The sequence below is a fragment of the Lamprobacter sp. genome, from assembly GCF_034860625.1.
Lineage (GTDB): Bacteria > Pseudomonadota > Gammaproteobacteria > Chromatiales > Chromatiaceae > Lamprobacter.
In genome coordinates, this window is the sequence record NZ_JAYESN010000067.1 from 1 (window position 1) to 24,953 (window position 24,953).

The 24,953-nt window shown below is 62.6% G+C and carries 19 protein-coding genes and 1 pseudogene; all 20 read left to right on the forward strand.

What is annotated here, in order from left to right; translation table 11 throughout:
• Nucleotides 1-99, forward strand: a 99-nt coding sequence (locus VBE63_RS31450) for a type IIL restriction-modification enzyme MmeI (protein ID WP_416274575.1), incomplete at its 5' end; no start/stop codon positions are given.
• Nucleotides 100-922: 823 nt separating this feature from the next.
• A complete protein-coding gene (locus VBE63_RS16375; RefSeq protein ID WP_323684101.1) occupies nucleotides 923-1,462 on the forward strand; it encodes a hypothetical protein in 540 nt (179 codons plus the stop codon).
• A gap of 344 nt (nucleotides 1,463-1,806) precedes the next feature.
• Nucleotides 1,807-2,292, forward strand: a complete 486-nt coding sequence (locus VBE63_RS16380; protein WP_323684102.1) for a hypothetical protein — start codon at nucleotides 1,807-1,809, stop codon at nucleotides 2,290-2,292.
• A gap of 190 nt (nucleotides 2,293-2,482) precedes the next feature.
• Nucleotides 2,483-2,785: a hypothetical protein gene (locus VBE63_RS16385; RefSeq protein ID WP_323684103.1), complete on the forward strand. Its 303-nt coding sequence runs from the start codon at nucleotides 2,483-2,485 to the stop codon at nucleotides 2,783-2,785.
• 330 nt (nucleotides 2,786-3,115) lie between these two features.
• Complete coding sequence (locus VBE63_RS16390; RefSeq protein WP_323684104.1) at nucleotides 3,116-3,376, forward strand: type II toxin-antitoxin system RelB/DinJ family antitoxin; 261 nt, start codon at nucleotides 3,116-3,118, stop codon at nucleotides 3,374-3,376.
• 192 nt (nucleotides 3,377-3,568) lie between these two features.
• Nucleotides 3,569-3,909 (forward strand): annotated as a pseudogene (locus VBE63_RS16395) (type II toxin-antitoxin system RelE/ParE family toxin).
• Nucleotides 3,902-4,219: a helix-turn-helix domain-containing protein gene (locus tag VBE63_RS16400; RefSeq protein ID WP_200252346.1), complete on the forward strand. Its 318-nt coding sequence runs from the start codon at nucleotides 3,902-3,904 to the stop codon at nucleotides 4,217-4,219. Before VBE63_RS16395 ends, VBE63_RS16400 begins: the two are co-directional and overlap by 8 nt.
• Nucleotides 4,220-4,485: 266 nt before the next feature.
• Nucleotides 4,486-4,725: a helix-turn-helix transcriptional regulator gene (locus tag VBE63_RS16405; RefSeq protein ID WP_323684105.1), complete on the forward strand. Its 240-nt coding sequence runs from the start codon at nucleotides 4,486-4,488 to the stop codon at nucleotides 4,723-4,725.
• The gene (gene brxE, locus VBE63_RS16410; RefSeq protein WP_323684106.1) at nucleotides 4,722-5,342 is read left to right on the forward strand and encodes a BREX-6 system BrxE protein; all 621 of its coding nucleotides are present in this window, start codon (nucleotides 4,722-4,724) and stop codon (nucleotides 5,340-5,342) included. The genes VBE63_RS16405 and brxE overlap by 4 nt, the downstream gene beginning before the upstream one ends.
• A 60-nt stretch (nucleotides 5,343-5,402) precedes the next feature.
• Entirely contained in the window at nucleotides 5,403-6,263 is an 861-nt protein-coding gene (locus VBE63_RS16415) for a DUF1819 domain-containing protein (protein WP_323684107.1), read from the forward strand.
• Nucleotides 6,260-6,910, forward strand: a complete 651-nt coding sequence (locus VBE63_RS16420; RefSeq protein ID WP_323684108.1) for a DUF1788 domain-containing protein — start codon at nucleotides 6,260-6,262, stop codon at nucleotides 6,908-6,910. The genes VBE63_RS16415 and VBE63_RS16420 overlap by 4 nt, the downstream gene beginning before the upstream one ends.
• A gap of 10 nt (nucleotides 6,911-6,920) precedes the next feature.
• On the forward strand, nucleotides 6,921-10,577 hold the full coding sequence (gene brxC / locus VBE63_RS16425; RefSeq protein ID WP_323684109.1) for a BREX system P-loop protein BrxC: 3,657 nt from the start codon (nucleotides 6,921-6,923) through the stop codon (nucleotides 10,575-10,577).
• Nucleotides 10,578-10,586: 9 nt separating this feature from the next.
• Complete coding sequence (pglX, locus tag VBE63_RS16430; protein WP_323684110.1) at nucleotides 10,587-15,005, forward strand: BREX-6 system adenine-specific DNA-methyltransferase PglX; 4,419 nt, start codon at nucleotides 10,587-10,589, stop codon at nucleotides 15,003-15,005.
• A gap of 4 nt (nucleotides 15,006-15,009) precedes the next feature.
• A complete protein-coding gene (locus VBE63_RS16435; RefSeq protein ID WP_323684111.1) occupies nucleotides 15,010-16,278 on the forward strand; it encodes an RNA-binding domain-containing protein in 1,269 nt (422 codons plus the stop codon).
• Nucleotides 16,279-16,303: 25 nt separating this feature from the next.
• Complete coding sequence (gene pglZ, locus VBE63_RS16440) at nucleotides 16,304-19,288, forward strand: BREX-6 system phosphatase PglZ (RefSeq protein ID WP_323684112.1); 2,985 nt, start codon at nucleotides 16,304-16,306, stop codon at nucleotides 19,286-19,288.
• Nucleotides 19,266-20,603 carry a BREX system ATP-binding protein BrxD gene (brxD, locus tag VBE63_RS16445; RefSeq protein ID WP_323684113.1) on the forward strand — a complete coding sequence of 446 codons (1,338 nt, stop codon included), beginning with the start codon at nucleotides 19,266-19,268 and terminating at the stop codon, nucleotides 20,601-20,603. The genes pglZ and brxD overlap by 23 nt, the downstream gene beginning before the upstream one ends.
• Nucleotides 20,600-22,732, forward strand: a complete 2,133-nt coding sequence (locus VBE63_RS16450) for a DEAD/DEAH box helicase (protein ID WP_323684114.1) — start codon at nucleotides 20,600-20,602, stop codon at nucleotides 22,730-22,732. The genes brxD and VBE63_RS16450 overlap by 4 nt, the downstream gene beginning before the upstream one ends.
• A 580-nt stretch (nucleotides 22,733-23,312) precedes the next feature.
• The gene (locus VBE63_RS16455) at nucleotides 23,313-23,555 is read left to right on the forward strand and encodes a helix-turn-helix transcriptional regulator (protein ID WP_323684115.1); all 243 of its coding nucleotides are present in this window, start codon (nucleotides 23,313-23,315) and stop codon (nucleotides 23,553-23,555) included.
• 305 nt (nucleotides 23,556-23,860) lie between these two features.
• Nucleotides 23,861-24,178 (forward strand): hypothetical protein, encoded by a 318-nt coding sequence (locus tag VBE63_RS16460; RefSeq protein ID WP_323684116.1) that lies wholly within the window; start codon nucleotides 23,861-23,863, stop codon nucleotides 24,176-24,178.
• A gap of 10 nt (nucleotides 24,179-24,188) precedes the next feature.
• Nucleotides 24,189-24,953, forward strand: a 765-nt coding sequence (locus tag VBE63_RS16465; RefSeq protein ID WP_323684117.1) for a DnaB-like helicase N-terminal domain-containing protein, incomplete at its 3' end; no start/stop codon positions are given.

The following is a 24,953-nucleotide window of genomic DNA, read 5'->3' on the forward strand; positions in this document are numbered from 1 at the left end:
GACAAGGCGGTCGATAAACTCTACCGCAAAGCAGCGTTCAAGTCCGATCGTGAGCGGGCGGAGCATCTGCTTGGGCTCTATGAGCAGCGCGCCAGTTAAGTAATTTTCTGCTCGGGCTTGAGACTTTCCTTCTCAGATTATCCAGCCTTTCTCTGATTGAACTCTCCATTATCACGTCGGGTCCACAGAGGTCTCTCTCAGTCAACATTGAGCCGCTTGCCCAAATACGGCTTTCCTCATCAACTCCCCATAGCCCGCGAAATCGCCTTCCATCTGACCTAAGTCAACCGCCCTGCGTTGTTCACTGTGGTAGCGTCAGGCTCACTGACGAGTTAAGACGCGCAAGGCTAGGGTGGAGTCGCGTCAATGCGAGGGGGATTGCGGGTGGTGGAAGCGGTTGACTTCACTTCATGGCACTTGGGTTGCGCGCGATTTGAGCAGCGCTGCTGTGCTGATGCCGCCTCTGCTGGCGCTGACTCCCAACCTCCTACCGTTCAGCCTCTAGGCTCCTCTGACTCTGAACTTCCGCTTCGATCCTTCCGGGTCGAGCACTCCCATCGACTAAGTGAACGCACAGCGCTGATTGCAGGGCTCCTACTTGCGCTCACGACGCTCTCCGTCGTTACACCCCTCTCCGCTGAGACCCTCCTCGGTCGTGCGAACCAACTTCGCGACGGCGACACGACTATTGTCAACCGAACACGAATTCGGCTGGGTGGTGTTGCGACGACTGCCGCAAAATATAATGGCTTGCATGCCTATCGGGTTGGCTACCAACGCATCCCTCGAGAGCAAGATTCTGCGTTTGACAGCGTGTTTGGCACCGTCGAGCATCATTGATTATGCAGCACTGACTCGATTAATACCGAATTTGACGGGCGTTTCAAACACGGGATTTGACCAATCTTGAGTGTACTCATTGATGTCACAAGAGCGAGGTAAAACGATGCGGCCTATCCAACATGTCAAAAACCTGACCTTAATCATCATCTGTTTGAGTGTTACACCAGTCGGTGCCGCACAACTTCCTGGAGTAGTTGAAGCGCATATTGCTGAATTGGAGTCCTACTGCACCGATGTTGGTGGTCATTTTCAAGACCCGTTTCAGGCCATACTGACCGCGGACTTTAATCAGGATAAGCGACCCGACTATGTTGTCGATCAGTTAGCTCTTTCATGTGATGGTGCCGCATCACTCTACTCCGGATCGGGAGGCGCGCAAGTTAACACTTTTGTGTCTACACCAAAAGGATACATCAATGCGTGGTCTGGTGGCGCCTATGGAGCGGAAGTTGAGCAAGGTGTTTTATGGCTGTCGGTCGGTGGAACGTATTGCGGCCAGAAGCATGTTGCCAGTCGCGCCGACGCCATTTATTGCAAACGCGCATTAACATGGAATTCTGCCAAACGCAAAATGATGATTGACCCTGGGATTAAACCGCGCCCACTCACTTCTAATTAGTGCGCAAATCGTTGTCTTTCATCCTGGAGACAGCGACAAACAATCGCCTTTAATAGACTCCCAGCAGTTATTGTCATCCTGCTCATCTCAGCAGGACTTCGATAGGAACTGATCGAGCATGACAGGCTTGCTTTTTTATAGCTCAAGGCATTTGACTATGCTCAGGGATAGGTTATTTATAAAAACCTAACAGAGTATTAAGCAAGTCGCCAAAGCGCTGTCAACACCGATCAGCAAAAAACAATGAAGTCAGTCTTTGGAATTATCCTGAAGTGTTTTGTTGTTTTTTCTACAGCGAATAACGCTTCACACTTCTATTTGCCATCAAAATCAAGGCGTCAACAATGTATAAACGTGTGCTGTTATTCCTTCTAGTCTCAGTTTTATTTTCTAACAGTCTCTTCGCCAGAGAAGAATTATGCTCTGCGATTGTTGGAACAGTCGGAGTTAACCCTCAGTCTGCAATCAATAACATTGGCAAACCCTTAAGTCGAAAAGTGACCAATGTTCAAAATCGTCACGAAAAAAATACCATCGATAAAACAATTAGTTTAGAATATCTGAACGGATACATTGCTTTTTATTACCTCACCAAGCATCAAGAATATCTTTTTGAAGGAGCTAAGCTTGAGCGAGCAAACTTTAATTCCACTCTCAATTCCGTAATCCCGCAATCTGAGAGGCAATTTAAGCAAATGTATGGAGAACCAGATGAAAGCAAGCCTGGTATTTTTCTTTACTATTGTGGGTTTGAGGAAACAAGGTGGGTTGAAATCTTTCACAACAACGAAGTGATTACAGGGTTTGAGTTTGTCGGGTACATCGGCTGAATGCAGATAACTTAGCCTTTACCGGCTCGAACGCCTGACCAGCATTGACCAGTACGGGGTTGCGGCCCTGATCCAACAACAGGCGGGAACGAGGGATACGCCGCTGCTCGCCGATCCAGCCCGGCGACGCCGGTGTTTGCTGAACAGTTGCGCGGTCATCGCCGACGACCATCAGCCTGAGATCGACGCCTTGACCCTGGAAGACAAGCGCAGCATGGCCCTCGAATTGATCGGACTCGCATCCATTGCGGGCGCTGTGTCCGATTCAGCCCAGGCGCTGATCGTTGAGATCGGCAACCGCCTTGGGGTCGATCGATTATCGGTCATGGAGGCGGCAGAAATTCGGGTTGAACCTGCGGGGAGACACGCGCGCAGCCCGACGTCATCCAAACGAGCGGTTCCGGTTACGTCGTTGGCCAGTGGCGTTCGTCGGCGGCACCTTCCGCAATCCCTCTTGCATCGAAGCTCCGGCAAGGTACCGGTGCCTGTTTGAGTATGCAGTGGTCTCGAGACTCCGACTGGGATTGTGAAGGTTCGCGCTGAGGCAAGCCTTGAGGCACTGAAGTGCTGCAGCAGCGATCCTGGCGTATTACCAATCGGTACAGGATGCGCTTGAGCTAATCGATGTCTCAGTGCTTGATCATCTGACCGTGTGCGATGGGATGCCTTTAGCAGAGCGGGACTTGCACTGAGAGGGTGTTGAGGTGAGGGCGGGTCCGATCCAGGCATTGGCGTCTGGATCGGATACCGCTTGTTAAGGGCTTTTTTGTTGTTGACCGAATTGCGCTACGATGTAGCTACACAAATCAAAGCGAACACCCCTATGCCATCTGATACTGTCGTGCGCGCACGCGTCGACCAGCAAGTCAAAGCCGAGGCGTCTGAAGCGCTCGAGGCGATGGGACTCTCGATGTCAGATGCGATCCGGCTGCTGTTAATCCGGGTCGCCAAGGACAAGCGCTTCCCCTTCGAGATCAAGGTGCCAAATGCCACCACCGTCTCCACCTTTGAGGCAACCGATCGCGGCGAAGACATCACCCGCTGTCGGAACACGGAGGAGATGTTCGACAAACTGGGCATCTGAGTGCGTTCGCCCTGCTACACCAAGCGCTTCCAGAAAGATGTGGAGCGCTCGAAGCGGCGCGGTCAGGCGACGAGCAAGCTGCGGCATGTGATTGAACTCATTGTCTCCGAGGAACCTCACCCTGCCGTATCGGATTCCGACGACTTTGTGGTATAACACTTGGTGTGACATAGAAGCGGAGTGCGAGAGCACGTGAGGATCTTCAAGAACGCTTGGTTCGAGCGCTTCGCGCGCAAGCAGAAGATCCAGGACGACATGCTACTTGAAGCCGTACTTCGAGCGGAGTCATCAAACAGCGTGTGGCACGCCCTGGGCAAGGTCGATCAGGAGGCTACCGGACCCTGATCTTGTACCGTCAGACGCATCGCGCCTTCTTCGTCTACGGATTCGCCAAGAGCCAGCAGGCCAACATCGGCAATGAGGAAGAAACGGCCTTCAAGAAGGCGGCGCGGCACGTCCTTGAGCTGACGGACGAGCAACTCGCTGCGCTGATCCAGAACGGGCAATTCTCGGAGGTTGAGCACGATGGCTAAACAGTATCGTAGCGACGCGATGGCTTCGATTCATGAAACCATGGAAGCCCTCCAGGAGGTGGGCGCCATCGACAAACAGACCATGCGCGAATTCGATGACGCTTGTCTGACGCCGGTTGAGCCCCTTTCTCCCGAAGCCATCCGTGCCCTGCGTGAGCGCGAGCATCTTTCTCAGCCCGTTTTTGCGCGTTACCTCAATGTCAGCAAGAACTTGGTCTCCGACTGGGAACGGGGCGTCAAGCGTCCCGGCGGGCCAGCGCTTCGGCTTCTGACCGTCATCGAGAAGAAGGGGATTCAGTCAATCGCCTGAACGTCCGCCCCAGTCGAAAGGAAGCTCGCGGTGGTGATCCCTCTCTGATCAGGGCGAAGGACCAATGTCTATACGGTGTCGTTGCCGGATGAGGCGCTCGATGATGCAGAAGCGAGCCAAGCATGACAGCGCTGGAGATCATGGAGGCCCTCGCCCCCTATGATACGATGTAAAATCTCAACAGAAGTCGAACATACGCGACAAAACGAACAACAATTGCGTTGTCGGAATGCGACCTGCGACCTGCGCAAACGAACCTGCTGCCCATGATTCGGTTCTTTCTCAAAGAACGCATCTCCGATCTGGAGTTTCAGCAAGCGCGCCGAATCACACTCGACGAGGTCGCTCGCTCAACGGTTATCCACCGCAGCACCCTCTCCAAGATCGCGAACAAGAAGGGATACAACTGCACCATCGATAACCTGGATAAGCTCTGCCGCTTCTTCGAGTGCAGGATTGAAGAGATCGCCGAGTATCTGCCGAACACCCTGGATGTGGAGCGATGAGCCTGTTCAGCGACGATGAGACCACCCGGCCTGCGGAAGGTCTCGAGTTTGCCCAATCCGATCTCGATCTTGTCCTGGCTTTGCAACTCGCCATCGCTTGGGCGGGTGAGGCCGGGGAAACGGAGCGACTGGGCTGGTGGCAGAGCGAGTTGATCAGCGAGTGGGGAGGCGAGGATCTCTTTCAGCGACTGATGCCGGAGACCTGGCGCTGGGCCACCTTCCAGGCTGCTCGTGCCAGTGCCATCCGCGTCGACCGGGTGCTGCGCATGAAGGCGCATGATCCTGATGCGGTGTTGTCACTGTTCTCATTGGGTGTCGAGGTCGATGAACGGCTGAATGAGCGGCTGTCTCAGCTTAAGGCAGCGGCCGCCGGGCCGTTGGAGTCCCTGCCGTTGCTCAAGGACTGCGTCCAGGATTCTTGGGATCGGCGCCGCTTCGAGACCTGGTTGGAGCAGTTTCCGGCACTGGACTCGCCAGCGACGTCAGCAACCCCGCTGGGCCGACGCATCAGCGCGCCGGGTCGCGACGGATTGGATGGACTCGTGCGCCGTCTGGCGGGCGCCCTCAGGCCGCTTCCGGCCGCTTATCCATTACCCTACGTTGAACGCCCTCGCTAACGGACATGGCGCGGTGCCACTCCGGACAATGAGCCTCATACCTCCCAGTAAGGTATCGTCATGAGCAGGCCTCACAGCACTCATGCGCGCGAATGCCGCGATCTGCATACCCGGCTGCTGAAGTGCACATTGGAAGTGGAGCATTCCCGCGCCTACTGGCAACGGATGGCCGCCTATCTGGCATCGGCGGCTTCGATGCCGACAGCCAAGCGGACCACCGCTCAACGGGCGCCGACTGCTCAGCAAGTGACGGCTAAACAGGCCCATGAAGCCTATTGGTTCGGTGCCCGCGGGCTCGAGCGCACGGGCATTCTGCTCACGAACTTCCGCGCCCGCTTCGACGCCTTCCCAAACGCCTTGCAGGCACTTGCCACCTGGGCCGACATGCCGCCCTTGACGCGACACCTGATCTGCCATTGGCACCTGCAGTTGTCGGACCCCTTGTATCGCGCCTTCACGGGTCGCTATCTCGTGGATCGGCATCAGAGCGCCCCCGCGCAGGTCAGCCATCCGCTGGTCGTGCGCTGGGTGCTGGAGCAGGGCCGCGACCGTTGGGGGATGGCTACCTGCATCCAGTTTGCCAGCAAGCTGCTGTCCTCGGCGCATGCCGCTGGCCTCGTCGCCTCCGTGCGCGATCCGCGTCCGCTTACCTGGCCCAAGGTGGACGACTGGGCACTGGCTTACCTGCTGTATCTCCTTCGCGCGATCGAGATCGACGGCGATCTGCTGCGCAACCCCTATCTCGCTTCGGTCGGCCTCAGAGGAGACCTGCTCGAGCAGCGTCTCAAGCGCCTACCTGGCCTCGGGTTCCGGCGCCAAGGCGATGTCATCGACCTAACTTGGCACCATGCCGACCTCGGTGCCTGGGCTGAGGCGCAGTTCGCGACCTCGATACCGAAGCGGGCAGGCGTGAGCGTATGACGCCGTCCTTGTTCGATCAGTCGGAGCACTCCCAAGGTCTGCAACAAGCCATGAGTCTGTTGCGCCGTGATCTGATCCACCCCGATGGCCCGCGCATCAGCACCATGCGCAACTATCGTTTCGCCATCCTCCAGTACCGTCCCGAGGATGAATTCAAGCTGCGCGCCGAGGTGCAGCGGCTCTCCGGTGATCTCATCGCTCATGGCTGGGTGGTCCTGACCATCAGCCTGCAAGCGTTGCTGATGCAGCGCATTCGCGCCCAAGGTGACGACTGGCTGCAACGCGTCATCGCCCGGGAACGGCGAACGGCCAAGAAAAGCCGCGAGCGCGGCCTCAATGAACTCAAAGGCAAGCTCGCCCCGCTGATCGAAGGCCCCGATGGTCTGGCCGCGGACTGCAGCGGCATGATCCGCGCCTTCACTGAGCGGCACCCAGACCAGGCCGAGCGCACCCTGGCACTGATTGGTCGCGCCGGCGCGCTTTATCCCTTCTTCCGCTCCTCCGCGCTGTTGCGGCACCTCGACGGCAACACTGGCAATGTGCCCGTGGTGCTGCTCTACCCCGGCCAGCGCCACGGCCAGACTGGCCTGTCCTTTATGGGGAAGATCGCCCCAGACAGCGACTATCGACCCCGGATTTACGCCTGAGGGACCGCTCATGAACGATCGATCCGCCATTCGCGATCTCTTTGTGTCGGATGTCACCCGCGACATCCCACCGGTCGTCTATTTCCACGAGCAGACCCCAGCGAAGCTGGCCGATGAGGTCGCCGAATACATCATCACCGGCGGCTGGCCGGCGTCGCATCCCAATCATCGGCGCGTCCCGAATGGCATCCACGATCAGTATGTGCGATTGCTGCGCGCCATCACCGCCGAATTGGAGCGCAGCGGTGCGCCCGACCTGCCCACGGTCTGGATCGCGGGCTTCTATGGGTCGGGCAAGTCGATCTTCGCCAAGCTGCTGGGCTTGGCCCTGGATGGGGTGGTCTTGCCGGACGGTAGACCACTGGCCGAGGCCCTGTTGCGCCGCGATACCTCGCCCCGATCCGCCGAGCTGGCCGAGGCCTGGGCCGAGCTGCGGGCCAAGATCGATCCCATTGCCGTGGTCTTCGATGTTGGCAGCGTGGCCGGCGACAACGAGCAGGTGCATGCCGCGGTCGTGCAGCAGGTGCAGCGGCGGCTCGGCTACTGTGGCAGCTATCCGCTAGTGGCCGATTACGAGCTGAAGCTGGAGCGCGATGGCGAGTGGAGCCGATTCGAGCGCGTCGCCGAAGAGACCCTAGGCGAGCCCTGGGAGCGCCGCAAGGATCGCGCCTTTGCCGAGGATGACTTCTCGCTGGTCCTGTCGCGTCTGTTTCCCGACCATTACACCGATCCGATGAGCTGGATCGACAGCCGCGCCGGCACCCATGTGCGCGCTGGCTCGCCCGAGGAGGCGGTGCGCGCCATCGGTGACATGCTGCGCTTCCGCCGGCCCCATGCCACGCTGTTCCTGGTGGTGGATGAGGTGTCGCAGTATGTCCTCTCCAGTCGCGATCGTGTCGATCGGCTGCGCGCCTTCGCGACCGCGCTCGGCGCCTCGCTCAAGGGCAAGGTCTGGCTGCTCGCCCTGGGTCAGCAGAAGCTCGAAGAGGAGGCGGATCAGACCGAGCTGATCTGGCTCAAGGATCGCTTTCCGCCCAAGCTCCGCGTGCACCTGGCCGCGACCAACATTCGCGACGTGGTCCACAAGCGCTTGCTGCAGAAGACGCCCGAGGCCGAGGTCCGCCTGCGCGAGCTGTTCGATGCCCACCGCGCGGACCTGAAGCTCTTCGCCTACGGTTGCGACGCCATCACCGTGGAAGACTTCGTCGAGGTCTATCCGATGCTGCCGGGGCAGATCGATCTGCTACTGCAGATCACCACCGCCATGCGCAGCCGCTCGCGCCGCGTCCAGGGCGACGATCAGGCCATCCGCGGTCTGCTGCAGATGCTCGGCGAGCTTTTTCGCGCGCAGCGTCTCGCCGAGCTGCCGGTCGGTCAGCTCGTCACGCTTGATCGCATCTACGAGGTGCAGCATAGCGCGCTGGACTCCGACATCCAGGACAGCATGGCGCGGCTGCTCAACCAATGCACGGCCGCGACGGACGAACTGGCGGTGCGCGCCGCCAAGGCCGTCGCGCTGTTGGAGCTGATCCAGGACGTTCAGCCAACCGACGCCAAGCTGGTCGCGCAGTGTCTCTATGAGTATCTGGATCGCGGCAATCAGGTCACCGAGGTCACGGCTGCGCTGGAAGACCTGCGCCGGCGCAACCTGCTGGCTTACTCCGAGAAGACCGGCTACAAGATCCAATCCACCGCCGGGGAAGAGTGGGAGCGCGAGCGGCGTGACATCCCGGTGCCACGCGAGACCCTCAGCGCCCGCATTCAAGCCGCGCTCGAGATCCTGCTCGGCAACCCGGATCGACCGCGCCTGCAGGGGCGACCGTTCCCCTGGGCCGGTTGCTTCTCGGATGGGCGCGTCATCACCGATGCCGGCTTTGGCGATCAACGCTCCGATGCCGTCGTCTGTGTCGATTTCCGCCTGCTGCCGGCCGAACAGCGCCAGTCTAGTGACTGGATCAAGCGCAGTACCGAATTAACGCTGGAAAACCGTATCCTCTGGCTCTGCGGCGATCTGGAGCCACTCTTCGCCCAGGTTCGGGATCTGGCCAAATCGGGCGCGATGGTGAGCCGCTTCGAGCCGCGCCGCGAGTCCCTGAACGCCGCGCGCAAGCTGTTGCTGCAGCAGGAGAAAAACCGGGTCGAGGAGCTAGAGAAGGCGGTCGAGAAGGCGGTTGCCAGTGCCTGGATGACGGGTACGCTCTACTTCAGAGGTCGCGCCATGGCGCCGCAAGACCTCGGTGGCTCGTTCGTCAGCACCCTCGAGGCGGTGGGTACCCGGCTGCTCCCAGATCTCTATCCCCACTTCGTGATCACCGACCTGGTGCCGAGCGAACTGCTGCAGCTCACCGAGCCCGAGCTAAGTGGCCCTTCACCCAAGTTGATGAGCGGCGACCTCGGCATCCTGGACCTGGACCATGGTCGCTATGTGCCGGCTTGCAGCGGTGCCGTGCCGAAGCGGGTTCAGGATCTCATCGAGCAGGAGGGCGGACTCAGCGGCACCAATCTGCTCGCCCATTTTGGCCGGCCGCCCTACGGCTATACCCCGGCCGTGGTCAAGGCCTGCGTGGCCGGCCTGCTGCGTGCCGGCAAGCTGCGCATCCAGCCGGAAGGCACCGCCGAGATCACCGCCATGCGCGATGCCGGCGTGCGTGAGCTGTTCGAGAAGGATCGCGTGTTTCGCCGCGCCAACCTCTTTCCGGCCGGCGATGATGACATTGGCTATCAGGCCCGCGCGCGCATCTGCAAGTTCTTCGAGCGCCATCTGCAGCAGACGCTCGATCGCCAGGATGACGCCATCGCGGATGCCGTGGCCAATCTATTCCCAACCCAAGCGCAGCGACTGCGCGCTGTACTCACGCACTTGCAGCGTTTGCCATCCTTCTCGGAGGGGGGCATCACACTGGCCGCCGCGCCGCCCGCGCCGCTGATCCGACTCCAGGACGCACTGGAGCAGTGCACGCGGCAGGTCCGCCAGACCCGCCCAACCGTAGCGCAGGTGAAGCGGCATCTGGATGCCCTGAGCGACGGCATCCAGTTGGTCAATCTCCTAGAAGCCGAGCTGACCGAGGCGGCCATCCAACAGGTCAGTCGCGCCAGTCAGGTGCGCGCGCATCAGGTCGCGCAGCTGCGCGGCGCACAGGCGCTCGACGAAGAGCTAGAGGCCGCTTGTCAGCGTATCGAAGAACACTTGCGGAGCGAGCGGCCGTGGCGCGACATCAGCGCCTTGGAGCCCGATCTGGCCGCCATCGAGCAGGCCTATCGCAACGAGCGCGAGCGTCGCCTCGCCTGGCAACAGCAGCAGGGCGATGCCGCCCGCGCCCGCGTGCGCGGCCGCGATGGCTTCGCCATGCTCAACGGCGATCAGAGCCATCAGGTGCTGCGACCCATCAAGCTGGCCGAGACCGACACCAGGGCTGAGGCCATCGCGCCCGGTCTCGAGGCCCTGCAGACCGAATTCCTGCGTGATCTGGCCGAGGCCGAGGAAAACGCCAACGACCTGCTCGACGAGATCCTCAGCCAAGGTCAGCAGCCGGTCATCGTCAAGGTCGACCTCTCCCTGCGCAACCGCGAGATCACCACCACGGAAGAGGTCGAGACGCTGCTCGATGAGATCCGCAAGCGCCTGCTGGAGCAGCTCGAGGCCGGTGTGCGCGTCAGGCTGCTCTGAGGGATTGCAATGCCCATGACCCCCGAGGCCAAAGCAGCGCTGTCCCGCTCCATTCGGGGGCTACGCGCGCGTCTGCTGGATGACCTGCATGCTTCCACCGAGGCGACCTATCGGTTGTCGGTGCGGGCTCGGGAGGCCGGGCTGGACGAGGCGACGCGAGTCCGCCGTGAGCGGCTTGAAGGATGGCTGGACGAGCAGGTGCGCGGCGAGCGGGGGCGTGGCGACGGCCGCGAGCGTGACCGCGCTGCCTTCCTGCGCGAGCTGGAGCAGCGCGCCGCCTATACGCTGCTGAATCGGCTGGTGCTGTTGCGCCTGATGGAGGGCATGGGGCTGCGTGCCGAGCGCGTGCTGACCGGCGGCTGGAACAGTCCCGGCTATCAGGCCTTCCGCGAGATCGCCCCCGCTTTGGTGCGCGATGATCCCAGCGAAGGCTATGCCTATCTGCTGCAACTGATCTTCGAGGATCTGGCTCTGGAGCTGCCCGGACTCTACGGCAGCGGCGGCGTTGCTGATCTGATCCCCGTGGGAGCCGCCACCTTGCGCCAGGCTGTCGAGGTCTTGGATGCGCCGGCGCTGGCGAGCTGCTGGGACGATGACATGACCCTGGGCTGGGTCTATCAGTACTGGAACGACCCCGAGCGCGAGGCACTGGACGCCAAGCTGCATGCCGGCGGCAAGCTCGAGCGCCACGAGATCGCGGCCAAGACGCAGATGTTCACCGAGCGCTACATGGTTGATTGGCAGCTGCAGAACAGCCTGGGGCCGATGTGGCTGGCGATCTGCCGCAAGCACGGCTGGACCGCGGATTGCGAGCAACCGCTGCCGGGTGAGCCAGAAGTCGAACCAGAAGCCGAGCCTGACGCGGAGTCCGAGATTGACCCCGATGACAGGCCAAGGCTCACCGGTCTGCTTGGTGTCTTGGACGAGCGCCGCGCCGACTGGCGGGCGAAGCGCGAGGCCGGCGAGGTCTCCCTGACCGAGCTGATGCCGCTGCACTCGGATGCCGAGCGCCGCTGGGCCTACTATGTGCCGCAGCCGATCCCAGCGGACGCCATCACGCGAGCCCCCAACTCGGTGCGCGACATCCGCTTGCTGGACCCGGCGCTGGGCTCGGGGCATTTCCTCGTCGTCGCCTTCGAGCTGCTGTTTGCGCTGTATCTGGAAGAGGCGCGCCACCGCAACGAGACCGATGATCCGCGCTGGTCCCCGCGCGCCATCGTCGAGCGCATCCTCGCTCATAACCTGCATGGGATCGACCTCGATCCGCGCGCGGTGCAGATCGCCGCCGCCGCGCTCTGGCTCAAGGCGCGGCGCCTCTGTCCGGAGGCGCGCCCGGCGCGGCTGAACCTGGTCGCCTCCAACCTGCGCCTGGCGAGTCTGCCCGATGACGACCCCGCGCTGTTGGAACTGCGCCGCGAGGTTGAGCGCGAGACTGGCATCCCAGCCGCGCTCACCGACACCCTGATTCAGGCGCTGGCTGGCGCCGATCATCTGGGCAGCCTGCTGCAGATCGATCGCGCGGTCGACGAGGCGATCGAGCAGCATGAGGCCGAGTTGGGCCGCCAGCCGCCCGAGCAGTTCCAGCTCTTTCCCGGCGAGGAGGCTACCGCGACCGATCGCGCCGAGGCCCCTGCTGTTGGACGGGACAAGGCGCGGCCTGCCCGGAGCATGGGCCAGCAAGCCGCGCCGCCCGTGACCCCGATCAGTCGCGACCAAGCCAGGGCGGACATCCTGGAGCGGCTGGAGACCTTCCTCGCCCGCCATAGCGGCGGCAATGACCTAGGGTTGCGCCTGCATGGCGAGCAGCTCGCCGCCGGTGTGCGCTTCCTGCGCATGATCAAGCCCGGCCGCTACGATCTCGTGATCGGCAATCCGCCGTATCAGGGCACGGCCAAGCTGGCCGATGCCAGCTACATCAAGCGTCGCTACCCGCTTGGCAAGGCCGATCTCTATGCCGCCTTCCTGCTGCGCGGGCTGCAACTGGTCCGTGAGGGTGGCACCTCGGCGCTGCTGACCATGCGCAACTGGATGTTCATCAAGCAGTACGCGGAGCTGCGTGCTTGGTTGCTGGAGCGGTATGACCTGCGGGCGTTGGGGGATTTTGACCGTGGTGCCTTTGAGGAGGTGCCGGATGAGGTGGTTTCGGTGGTGGTCAGTGTGTTTCGTAATGTGCCGCCGGCATCTGAGCAGAGCGTTGCCTTGCAACCGACCGCGTTGGATGATCGGTCGCGGGATAGTGAGCGTACGCGGCGGAAGCGGGCGGCAACTCAATGTCTTATCGGGGTCTATTATTTTAGAGAGAGTTCTTTTAAGGAGATAGAAGAAAGGCCGGTGCTTTACTGGTGGCCTCTGCAGTTTCTTAGCGGCTATTCGCGAGAACCTAAGCTTGGAGCAGATTGGAAAATCCTTAAGGGGCTGACCACGTGCGATAACACAAGATTTGTCCGGCGCGCTTGGGAGATTTTGCCACACACTGTATGCTTGTTAAAGCAAGCCAAACTCTCAGATATCGAGTTATGCCCACTTACTTTTGAAAAATTTAGATGGGCGCCTTGGATAGATGGTGCAGAGAAACGGCAATGGATACATGAGCTAGAATCTGTTGTGCTTTGGCATTTTCGGGGCCTTCAAATTGGAACAGCTCCAATTAATCGCTATGGTCGTGGCGAGGATGCCTACTTTCGACCTGGTGTCGCTTTTAGCATGATTGGCAATCAGTTTCGCGCACGCTCCCATCGTTTTCGCTCCATAATCGGAAATATGGGGGCGACAGTTTTAGGACGCCGGTTAGATATTGTATTGTGCAATCTGAATAGCACTAGGGCTCGATATATCCTGGAGTCTCTAAATCCAGGTAATCATTTTGAAAAGCTTGATGTATTACGGCTTTCGATTCGTTCCGATGCTAGATCAGAAGACGTGTTACTGCGCTTAGAGATTGCTTTTTCTGAACATGAATCCCGCCGAGAACCATCTATTGAATTCAAACACCCCGGTTCATCCCCTTGGCGCCATGCCCAAGCCTGGGCGCAATCCGCGGTCGATCGCCCGCAAGGCGCGCCGCTGCCACCCTATGAGCCCGAGTACGACCCGGAGCCACCCACTGATCATCTGAGCTTCGCGCTCGGCGTCGCGCTGGGCCGCTTCGGTGGCGGCGAGGGGCGCGGCGGCTGGGGCATCCTCGACCCAGCCGATACCGACTCGGGCGCCGACCTCAGCCACGCGCTGCCGGCGGGCATCCTGTTCCTGGACGGCACGCTGGAGGTCGGCGATCACCGCGATGGACTCGGGCACCCGGCGGCGGCCGTGCTACACCAGGCCTGGGCCGAGCAGGGCGCGCGCATCGATGCCAAGTCAAACCTGCGCACCTGGCTGCGGCTCAAATTCTTCAAGGATGTCCACAAGGCGATGTACGAGAACCGGCCGATCCATTGGCCGCTATCCTCGGCCAAGCGTACCTTCGTCGCCTGGATCAACATCCATCGCTGGGACGCCCGCACGCTGCGGCTGCTGCTGGCGGATCACCTGAGCCCAGCCGCGCAGCGCTTGGACGGCGAGCTGGCGGACCTGCGCGCCGCGCGCGATGGCGCTGATCGCCGCGCCGCCGAGGCCGCGGAGCGCCGCTATGCCTCGGTGCTGCGCTGGCGCGAGGAGCTGGCCGATTTCATCGCCCTGGTCGAGCAGTGCGCCGAGCGGGGCGCGCCGCCGACCGACGCTCACTGCCCAGCCCGCGCCTGCGATGCAACCTATGCGCCAGACCTCGATGACGGCGTGATGATCAACAGCGCCGCGCTCTGGCCGCTGCTGGAGCCGCAATGGAAAGACCCCAAGAAGTGGTGGAAGGAGCTGGCGAGCGCTGCTGGCAAGAAGGACTACGATTGGTCCCATCTGGCGATGCGCCATTGGCCCGAGCGGGTCGACGCCAAGTGCCGCCAAGACCCGTCGCTCGGCGTCGCGCATGGCTGCTTCTGGGCCTATCACCCGGCCCGCGCCTGGTCCTGGGAGCTGCGGCTGCAAGATGAGATCGGCCCGGATTTCCGTATCGAAGAGGCCCCGTATCGTGGCGATGGTGGCGATGTCGCGCACCGCGCCGCCTATCTGCAGGCACACTGGAAGGCCGCGCTGGCCGCCGTCGCGAAAGAGGTGCTGCGTCGTCGCCGCAAGCAGAAGCAGCCGCAGGCCGAGCTGAGCCTGCTGGAGTCTGGGCTCTGGTCTCGACATCCCTGCGCCTGCTGGCAACTGGAGTTGGATCTCATCGCCAAGCAGAAGGCCGACTTCCATCTTCGCGCCCCGGATGAGCCAAAGGCCCGCGCTGCTCTGGTGAGCAAATATCCAGCGCTCGTCGATGAGCGGAAGACGCTGTTGGGACAGCTCACATCGATCGACGATCTTCTTTCCGCGGGCAATTTGGAGACTGGAGGTTGCTGAGATCATGACTAGGTCCGAGCTGCTCGAACTGATTGCCAACGGCGAGAACTCCGGCGTCGAATTCAAGCGCGACGATTTGCGCCCGGAACAGTTGGCGAAAGAGGTCGTGGCGCTGGCCAATTTCCAGGGCGGCGTGATCCTGCTTGGCGTGGAGGACGATGGCCGCATCAGCGGCATCCAACGGGAGAACCTGGAGGAGTGGGTTATGGATACGGTGTTCGGCCGCTACGTGCATCCCATGATCCTGCCGTTCTTCGAGACGGTTCGGATCGACGATCGCCATCGGGTCGCGGTGATCTCTTTGACCCAGGGGACGGCAAAGCCCTACGTGGTCCGCCACCAGGGTCGCGAGGAGATCTTCGTGCGTGCCGGCAGTGTCTCGCGCAAGGCGTCGCGCGAGCAGCAGGCGCGGCTGTTCGCCCTCGGCGGCATGCTGCACGCGGAGCTGCTTCCGGTGTCAGGCACGGGGTTCGAGGAATTGGACCAAGAACGCCTGCATGATTACCTGGCCCATGTGCTCGCCGATCCCGATGTCCCCACCGATGCCGCGGCCTGGGTTCGGAGGCTTGTTGCACTGGGCTTCATGGTGGACGTCGAGGGCGCGGGCACCGTCTGCACGATCGCTGGGCTGGTCTTGTTCGGCCGCCGGCCGCGCCGGGCGCTGCGCCAAGCGGGTGTGCGTTGGATGGCGTTCCATGGGGGTGACATGTCCTATGCCGCCGCCGACGACGCCGTGCTGGATGAGCCGCTCGTGGGGCTGTGGCGGAGCCTGGGCGGCAGCAGGGCGTTGGAGCGGGGCGGTCTGATGGAGTCGTTGCTGGAGCGCATGCGTCCCTTCGTCTCGGAGGAGGCGGCCGATCTCAGCGATGGCGTGCGACGTGATCGCCAGTGGCATTTTCCTGTCCCCGCGCTGCGGGAGGCCCTGGTCAATGCCCTGGCACACCGGGACTGGACGCGCATCGAGGATGTCGAGGTGGTGCGTTACAAAGACCGGCTGGAGGTCAAGAGTCCGGGCGCCTTGCAGAACTCCATGACGGTGGAAAAGATGCTGGCGGGACAGCGCTCACCACGCAACCCGCTGATCGTGGACGTGCTGCGGGACTATGGCTACGTGGATGCGCGCGGCATGGGCGTGCGCACGAAGATCGTTCCGCTGCTGCTGGCGTACAACGGACTGGCCCCGGAGTTCGAGGCGACGGACGATTATCTGCGGGTACGGATGTTCCGCGCGCAGCCAGAGTCCAGCGTGACGATGGGTGCCGAACGGGCATGATGCCAATCGGGTGGTGGATATCCTGATGAAAGGGCTGGGTCCAGTCTCCTCCTTGCTGGAGTCGCAGCTCAGAGCATCCGTGCGTCGGCATGGTGTCGTCGTCTGGCTGGATCTGGATGACCAGTATTCGGCCTTCGCCGATCGGCTCCAGCAGCTGCATCGTGAAGCGACGCTTCCTTACCCTGTTTATGGCTATCGCGGCAGTTTCCTGGAGCTTCTGCTGGCGCTGGAATCGGAAACGGGCGCGGTTGACCCGATGCCGCTGGTGATCCATGTGCCAGGCTTCAGTCCGGAGACGGTGCATCGAACGCCGCTCTTTGAACTCTACAAGGCTGGGACGCAATTTCAGCGGGCGATCGAGACGTTGGTCAATCAGGCCGCGACGGGCAAGCTGCCGCGAGAGACGGTCGCCGCCTTCCTAGCGCAGGGCGAGATCACGCTGGACGGCGCCGACGCCTGGCTGAGCGCGCGTCTGGATGCCGAAACCCATGCGCTGGCGGCCTCGCTGCGCAGTGTCAGCCTGAACGGCCTGTTCGACGATCTATTGGGCGCCGGAACCCTTGCCGCCCAGGTCGCGGAGCCGGGCCATCACACGGCGTTGATGACGCAGCTTCGCGCCATGCTTGGGATGCCAGTCGATTGGGAGGAGCGCTTCTTGTCCCAGTCCAGCGGAAAGGCTGACGAGGTCGCCTTTGTTGCCGCTGGCTGGGCACTCTGTGTCGAGTACGTCCAGGATCTGAAACGCCCGCTGGTCGATGGCCGACTCGCGTCGGCGTTGCGTTTGCCGGCGGCCTTGGCGACGGCCTGCACGGCGCTCTGCCAGCATCTGCGGTCAAGCTACCCCTCGTTTTACATCAGCGTCGCGGACGATACCTCGGGTTGGCTGCTGGATGAGGCGGAGCGGGCGCAACCGGAGGATCTGGGTGCGACCGAGACTTTCCGCTTCGAGGAGGAGATCCTGCTCGCCGGGGCACTGGATCGGCTCGGATCGGGGCACTGGCAGTCGGTGCTGGACTGGGCCGAGCGGCGCGCGGATGGCCAGCGCTTCTGGCTGCGACAGGACGCGGCGCGCACATCCGCCTGGCGGCTATTGCAGGCGGTCGCGCAGCTCGGGGTTGCGATCGAAACGGCCGGGGATCGGCTTGGGGCGACTGACCTGCCTGAGGCGGTCCAACGCTATGTCGAGGCGGGCGCGAGCGCCGATCAGGCGCACCGTCACTTGGAGCAGCAACGTCTTGCCCTGCTCTACCCCCAGGTGCAGGCCTTCGATCGGATTCGGGCACAGGTGGACCGGGTCACGGGGTTCTGGCGCACCTGGGCCGATGCCTGGGCGCGCGATTTCAGCCAGCTCTGCCGTACGGAGGGATTCCTGCCGGAGCCAGGAATTCGGCAGCGGACCTTGTTCGCTGAGGTGGTCGAGCCGCTGCTTGATGGTGCGGGAGCTACCGCGCTGTTTCTCGTCGATGCGCTGCGCTATGAGATGGCCGAGGAGCTGTTCGGATTGCTTGCCAACACGGCGGGCAGCCAGGTTCGGCTCGCTGCGCGTCTGGCCGAGCTGCCGACGGTGACTGCCGTGGGCATGAATGTCTTGGCGCCGGTTGCGGGTGCGCATGCCGGGGCTAGTTCGGGTCCGGCGGCACAGCAGGGCCGCTTGCGGCCGGCCATCGCGGATGGGCGAATCACGGGATTCTCGACCGGCGAGTTTACGGTGACCGATCCGGAGACGCGCCGGCGCGCGATGCAGTCGCGGGTTGGGGGGACGACCCTGCCATCCTTGACCTTGAACGAGGTGTTGCAGCGTGACGCGGCATCGCTTCGGCAAGCCGTCTCTCGGGCGCGTTTGGTCGTCGTCTCCAGCCTGGAGATCGACGAAGCGGGTGAAAAGGGCGTTGGGCCGGCGTTCTTCGACCCAGCGATCCAGCGTCTTCGGGCCGCCTGGCGGCTGTTGCGTGAGGCCGGCGTGCGGCGCTTTGTGATCACGGCTGACCATGGTTTTCTGTTGGTCGATCCAACGCGTGCTGCGGCCCTGGCGCATGGACGCAAGGTCGATCCGAAGCGCCGCCATCTGCTCTCGGAGCAGGCCGCTGATCATGCCGGCGAGGTGCGTGTGCCGCTCAGTGAACTGGGTTATGAGGGGACCGATCTGCACTTGATGATGCCCGAGACCACGGCGGTGTTCGATACCGGCAAACGCGGACGTGGCTTTGTTCACGGCGGCAACAGCCTGCAGGAGCGGGTGATCCCGGTGCTGACCTTGGTGCATCGGCATCCGGCGGGTGGCGATGCGACCGCTTATCGGCTCAGCGCCCGGCGCCTCGATGGCGTGGCCGGCATGCATTGCATTGCGGCCGAGGTCTCGCCGGCAGGACAGGGGGCGCTGGATTTCGGCGGTCGTGCCGAGGTCGAGCTGGCCCTGCGCGTGCCGGGAGTTGAGACCGCGGGGTCCGAAGCGGTGGGCGCCGAGACAGTCCGGGTGGATCTTTGCCAGGTGCGGGGCGCCGCTAAGCTGATCGGTGCTTCCCTCAGTGTTGAGGTTGGCCGTCCCTTCGAGCTGTTCTTTCGGCTCAGCGGTGCAGGGGAGACGCGGGTGCTGGTGGAGCTGTTCCATCCCGCCGCCGAGGTGAATCTTGCGCCTTGCTTGGTCGATGGCCGGTTCGCGGTGACCGCGACCCGCACCGAGCAGCCGCCCATCACCGCGATGGGTACTCAGGAGCGGTCCGGAACCGCGGTGAGTGCGGCGAGTTTGGCGAGCGCTGGAAGCAAGGCCTGGCTGGAGCGGCTTGCGGATGCCTCGATTCGTCAGGTCTTCGCGCACCTCGACACCCATGGGCTGATCACCGAAACGGAGGTGATCGGGATGTTGGGTGGCGCCCGTGCCGCGCGGCGCTTCGCGCGCGAGGTAGAACAATACGCCTTGCATGCACCCTTCGCCGTGCGCATCGATGTGGTTGGCGGTGTGAAGCGCTACGTGAAAGAAGGGGGATGGCATGACGACACTGACCAAGGCTGACCTGGCGCATCTGTTCGAGGCGCTGCGCAAGGGCCTGGTACCCGAGCGCGGTCTGGATGCCTTTGCCATCGGCATCGATAAGCAGCGTGGCGAGATGCGGCGCCAGCTGGATCTGGCGAGCAGCGGCGAGGGGACGGTGAAGTTTCTGCGCGGTGGCTATGGCTGCGGCAAGACCTTCATGGCGCGCCTCAGTCTGCTGGACGCCCAAGCGATGGGCTTCGCGACGAGTTTTGTCGTCGTCTCGGATAACGATCTCCGCTTTCAGCGCTTCGATGACGTGTATCGCAAGGTGATGACCGAGCTGGCGACCAACCTCTGTCCTCGCGGTGCGTTGGGAGACATCCTGGATCGCTGGATCGGGCAGGTGGAGGAGGCGCTGATCGCCGCGGGTCAGTCGGAGGATGCGCCAGATTTTGATGATCGCGTTCGCCGCCGGTTGGACGAGGATCTGGCTGCCGCGACCGGTGGGCAAGCGCCAGTGGACTTCGTGCGCGTGATCCAGACCATCTTCGATCTGAAGCAGGCGGGGGATACCACCAATGCGGGTGCGCTGATCTCCTGGTTGTCGGGCAGCGGCAACGTGGCGGCGTCGGCGAAAAAGGCCGCTGGTATCAAGGGCGATATCGAGAGCCGCAATGCGCTTGATTATCTCCGCGGTGTGCTCGAGATCGTCAAGGCCGCGGGCTACCGGGGTCTGGCGATCGTCATCGATGAGGCGGAGACCATCCTGCGGATGCGCCGGGATTCGCGGCACAAGTCGCTGAATGGGATTCGCCAGATCGCCGATGCCGCCGGGTCTTACCCTGGATTGCTGTGGGTGTTCACGGGGACGCCGGAGTTCTTTGATAGCCGGCAAGGCGTGGCTGGCCTGGCGCCCTTGCATGATCGCATCCGTTTTCTTAAGCAGGGCCGCTTCGCGAGCCTGCGTCAGGCCCAGCTGGAGCTGACGCCATTCTCAGCCGATCGGCTCAGGTCGGTGGCGACGCGCTTGCGGGAGCTGTTTCCGGCATCCGATCCGCTGCGGCTGGAAGCCCAGATCAATGATGCCTTTATCGACCGTTTGGTTGCCGAGGTGACGGCCGGATTCAAGGGGGACGTCGGCATCGTGCCGCGCCAGTTCATGCGCGAGTTCGTCACCCAGATGGATCTGGTCGATGAGCAGGCCGATTACGATCCCGCCCGTGATTATGGATTCTCGGCAACGCCCCTCGGGAGCGAGGAGGCGCAGGTGCTATCTGGGGCGACGAGCCCGCCAATTGAGCGTTCGGAGCTTGACGCGGATGATGAGCTGGTGCCGGCAGAGGATGTGTGGTGAGCGTCTTCGCGCGCTTCCCGCCCCGGTTGCAGGAGGCCATTGTCGCGCGTCTGGGTTGGTCGAGTCTGCGCCCGGTGCAGGAACAGGCTGGAGAAGCGTTATTAAATGGCGCGAACGCCGTCATCCTGGCGCCAACGGCGGGCGGCAAGACCGAGGCGGCGGTGTTTCCGCTGCTGGCCGATTTAATTCAGCAGCCAGCTCAAGGCATTGCGGCCCTCTATGTCGCGCCGATCAAGGCGCTGCTGAACAATCAGTCGGATCGCTTGGGGCTCTACACGGAGATGGTTGGACTGCGGCGCTGTGTTTGGCACGGCGATACGCCCGAGTCGGAGCGGCGAGGGTTCCTGCGCGATCCCGCTGAGCTGCTGATGACCACGCCCGAGTCGCTCGAGGTCATGCTGATCTCGTCGCGGGTCGAGACGTCTCGGCTGTTCGCGGCATGGCGGTTTCTGATCATCGACGAGGTCCACGCGCTTGCCGGCACCGATCGCGGGGCGCACCTGCTCAGTGTCGTCGAGCGGCTCGCTGCGCTGTCGCGTTGCGATGTGCAGCGTGTCGGCCTGAGCGCAACCGTTGGCAATCCCGAGATGATCCTGGCCTGGCTGAGTGGCAGCTCGCGGCGTCCGCGACAGGTCATCCGTCCGCCAGCAGATCCACAGCAGCGCGATCTGAAGGTCGTGCTGCGTCCCGAGCTGGCGGCGCGCGCGGCGGCGGCCGCGACCCTGGCGCGAGGATCCAAAAGCCTGTTCTTTTGCCAGACCCGCGCCATCACCGAGGCCGTTGCCCAGCAGATGGGGCGCTCGGGGATCGACACCTTCGTGCACCACTCCGCGATCTCGAAAGAAGAGCGTGACTTAGCCGAAGCGCGCTTTCAGGGTGGCGCCGATGCCTGCTGCATCGTCTGCACCTCGACCTTGGAGCTGGGTATCGACGTGGGTGACCTAGATCGGGTCTTGCAGGCCGATGCGCCGGCGACGGTGGGCGCGTTCCTGCAGCGCATGGGTCGCACGGGTCGGCGGCCTGGTCAGGCGTCGAATACGACCTTTCTGTGCGAGACCCTTGACGCGGCCCTGCAGGCGACCGCGCTCATCGAGCTGGCGCGCTCGGGTTGGGTTGAATCCGTCAGGATCGATGGACGCTGCTGGCCGGTCTTGATTCATCAGCTGATCGCCCTCGCCTTGGCGCAGGATGGGGTGGGGATTGAGGAGGCTTGGTCGCTGCTGTCCAAGGTGCCTGATTTCCACGACATCCAGCGCGCGGAGTTCGACGCGCTGATCGATTGGATGCTGCGCGGGCAGTTCCTGCGGTTGGTAAGTGGCCTGCTTGTGGTCGGGCCAAAGACCGAGCACGCCTTCGGCAGGCGTCATTTCATGGCGATCTATTCGGTGTTTGAAAGCCCCCAGAGCTACAGCGTTCAGCGTGCGTCCGGGCGCAGTCTTGGCGCATTGAATCAGGATTTCGTCGATCGGCTTGTCGATGGGGTCAGCTGCTTCCTCCTGAGCGGTCGCGCATGGACCGTTGTGCAGGTTCGGCATGAAGATCGCCATGTTGTCGTTGAGCCGGCGCCACGCGGTCGACAGCCCACCTGGGGTGGTTATCTTCCCCAATTTCTGGGATTCGAGCTGTGCCAGAAGATGCTGTCGATCCTGACCTCTGATGAGCGCTACCGCTATGTGTCGGAGGTGGCAATGGACGGGCTCGAACAGCGGCGTCGCGAGTTGGGCGACCTGCTAACCCCGGGGATCGGAGGGATCGAGATCGAGCGCGAGGAGATCCGTTGGTGGACCTTTGCCGGTGGTACGATCAACTCCACGCTGCGCTATGCGCTGAATGCCCTGAAAGACGATTGGAAGGTCACAACGGACAATCTGAGCCTGCGCGTGCGAGGGGATGCGATCGATGGCCGGGTGTTCATTCAGGTGCTTGAGGATCTCGGTCGTGAGGCGTTCTGGACGGACAAAACGCTCTGGGAGGGCATCGCCGCATCGCTGTCAAGTTATCGGTTAAGCAAGTTCCAGTCGCTGATGCCGCCCTGGGTTGAGCGGGAAGTGCTGGCCAGCTATCTCTTGGATATTGACGGCGCTCAGCGTTGGCTCAACCGCTCAGTCAGCCTGTCATCGTCTCGGTAGCCGCAGCAATGCCGGGGGACGGAGGCGGCTCGTGCGATCTGGACTGCATGGAGCGCTGGGGCGCTGCGATGTGCGATGCTTCCCCGCGCGCCGGGCGACAAGAGCGACCATGTCGAATAGGCCGGTTCTGAACTGCTTGTCGACTACACCGCTGACGGCAAGCCGATTGGCATCGATGTCACTGAGCCTGCATAGGTCGTCGTTGCGGAGCATGCCTCAATGGCAGGATCGTTCGTCACTGCGTGATCGATTTCGCCGAGCAACTCGTGGTCGTTGAGACTGATTGTACCGGCTGAAAATGACGGGGCAATCCCTCGCTGCCGAGACCGTCAGGCACCGCTGCATCGCGAAACGTGCCGAAATCGATGATCTTTCACTGTCGCGGGCAAAGCCGGATCGAGTGGATGCTAGCAAGGTCTTCAGCGCCAGGCTGCCCGCAGACGGCTTACGACCCCTGAGCAGCCTTTAGGCCAAGCCCGGTATTGAGCACCGGCGGCGCTTCCTGAGTACTGAAGACAGCACGCTGGCCGCGGGACCTATCCCGCCCAGCACTGATCTCCACAACCAGGATGCCGTAACGATGCCCCACACCCTCTCTCTCCTACGCCGCCCCGAAGTTGAACGCCGCATTGGCCGCTCCCGCGCCAGTGTCTATGCCGATATCGCCGCTGGTGTACTGCCACGCCCGGTCAAGATCGGCCAACGCGCCGTCGCTTGGCCCAGCCATGAGATCGACGCCGTTATCAGCGCCCTCACGGCTGGCGCGACACCCGAAGCGATGCACGCCCTCGTCAACCAACTGCACGCCGCGCGCGGACAGTGACGGAGGTGGATGTGATGACGACGCCAGCCAGCAATCCCCAGTCGCCGTTCAATACCCCCTTGGTCAGGGATCGATCTCAGCCCCGATCTAGACCCTGGTCGTGGCTGTTCAGACGCCGACGGGGTCAAACCATGACGGCCTACCAAGACGCGGCTCGCACGGTGGTGACGTCTGATCAACAAGCGGAACCGATCACAGACGACCAAAGCCCCGTGTTTTCCCGTGCTACCGGTGCTAACCGTGCTACCGGCTTGAATGTGCAACAGATTCCAGCGGCTACCTCCGGAGCACCTGAGAGGCAGCTGGTGCTACCCAACACGGGCAGTTCTAGCTCCGATACTGATGAGCAGGCGCACCGCCTCATCGCTAGTGCACCATCGACCCCCGAGATTCTCGCCCTTGACCAGGATCGCCAGCGCCACGACGAGGCCCAAGCACTGGCCTGGCGCCGCGCGCGCGGACTGCTGACGCTGCGTGATCTGGCTGACGAGCATCGGCGTCAGCACTGGTGCCGCCCGGGCTTGCTCGCTGCCCTGCCGACGGATCGGCTGGAGAGGCGCATCCGGGCCGGCGACCACTTCGCCACCAACCATGCTGTCAACGTCGATGGCATCTGCCTCTGAGGTGCGGACCTTGAGCAAAACTAAGCAAGGCCTCCCCAAGCCGTGGGAGCAACACCACGATGCGTCTCAGCGTGCAATCATCAGCCGCGCGGAGCGTGCGCTGCTCAGTGGTTTGATGATCGAGTCCGACGCCGTCTCGCGCGTTGTGGACCTGGTGTCCCCAGCCGATTTTGGCAACGACGACCACGGCGAGGTGTTCGCTGCAATCGTGTCGCTGAGCGATGACGGCATTGTACCCGAGCCGGAAATGCTGCTGAACGCGCTCAACGACCGCCGTTACCACGACCTGATTGTCTCGCTGTTTGCCGATGCCACCACGGCAGCCAATGCCACTCACTACGCCAAGCTCATCCAAGCCGCCGGCACCAGACGGCGCCTGCGCGCCTTGGGGAGCCACCTGGCCGAACAGGAGGACAGCAGCGACCCTGCTGAGCTGATCGAGCGAGCACAGGCCGAATTGGATGCACTGCTCGCCGAGGGGCCAAGGATCGAGACCCGACCACCGTCGCGCCGAGTGTTGGTCCCGTCCGATGTGGAGATCGCTCGCGCGACGCTGGCACCGCGTTGCATCGTGGATCGCTATCTCTATGCCGACGTGGCGCAAGTGGTCGCCCCCGGTGGCACCGGCAAGACCACGATGCTGCTCTACGAGGCGGCGATGATCGCGCTCGGCACGCCGCTCTGGGGCCTGAGGATCGAGCAACCTGGCTGGACGCTGTTCGTGACTGCTGAGGACCGCCGCGAGCGCCTCCTGGCACGGCTGCGCGAGATCGTT

Bases quoted from the DNA above. Each gene is read 5' to 3' on its own strand.
- VBE63_RS16375 (WP_323684101.1), top strand. From the start codon at position 923: ATGTCACAAGAGCGAGGTAAAACGATGCGGCCTATCCAACATGTCAAA.
- VBE63_RS16380 (WP_323684102.1), top strand. From the start codon at position 1,807: ATGTATAAACGTGTGCTGTTATTCCTTCTAGTCTCAGTTTTATTTTCT.
- VBE63_RS16390 (WP_323684104.1), top strand. From the start codon at position 3,116: ATGCCATCTGATACTGTCGTGCGCGCACGCGTCGACCAGCAAGTCAAA.
- VBE63_RS16400 (WP_200252346.1), top strand. From the start codon at position 3,902: ATGGCTAAACAGTATCGTAGCGACGCGATGGCTTCGATTCATGAAACC.
- VBE63_RS16405 (WP_323684105.1), top strand. From the start codon at position 4,486: ATGATTCGGTTCTTTCTCAAAGAACGCATCTCCGATCTGGAGTTTCAG.
- brxE (WP_323684106.1), top strand. From the start codon at position 4,722: ATGAGCCTGTTCAGCGACGATGAGACCACCCGGCCTGCGGAAGGTCTC.
- VBE63_RS16415 (WP_323684107.1), top strand. From the start codon at position 5,403: ATGAGCAGGCCTCACAGCACTCATGCGCGCGAATGCCGCGATCTGCAT.
- VBE63_RS16420 (WP_323684108.1), top strand. From the start codon at position 6,260: ATGACGCCGTCCTTGTTCGATCAGTCGGAGCACTCCCAAGGTCTGCAA.
- brxC (WP_323684109.1), top strand. From the start codon at position 6,921: ATGAACGATCGATCCGCCATTCGCGATCTCTTTGTGTCGGATGTCACC.
- pglX (WP_323684110.1), top strand. From the start codon at position 10,587: ATGCCCATGACCCCCGAGGCCAAAGCAGCGCTGTCCCGCTCCATTCGG.
- VBE63_RS16435 (WP_323684111.1), top strand. From the start codon at position 15,010: ATGACTAGGTCCGAGCTGCTCGAACTGATTGCCAACGGCGAGAACTCC.
- pglZ (WP_323684112.1), top strand. From the start codon at position 16,304: ATGAAAGGGCTGGGTCCAGTCTCCTCCTTGCTGGAGTCGCAGCTCAGA.
- brxD (WP_323684113.1), top strand. From the start codon at position 19,266: ATGACGACACTGACCAAGGCTGACCTGGCGCATCTGTTCGAGGCGCTG.
- VBE63_RS16455 (WP_323684115.1), top strand. From the start codon at position 23,313: ATGCCCCACACCCTCTCTCTCCTACGCCGCCCCGAAGTTGAACGCCGC.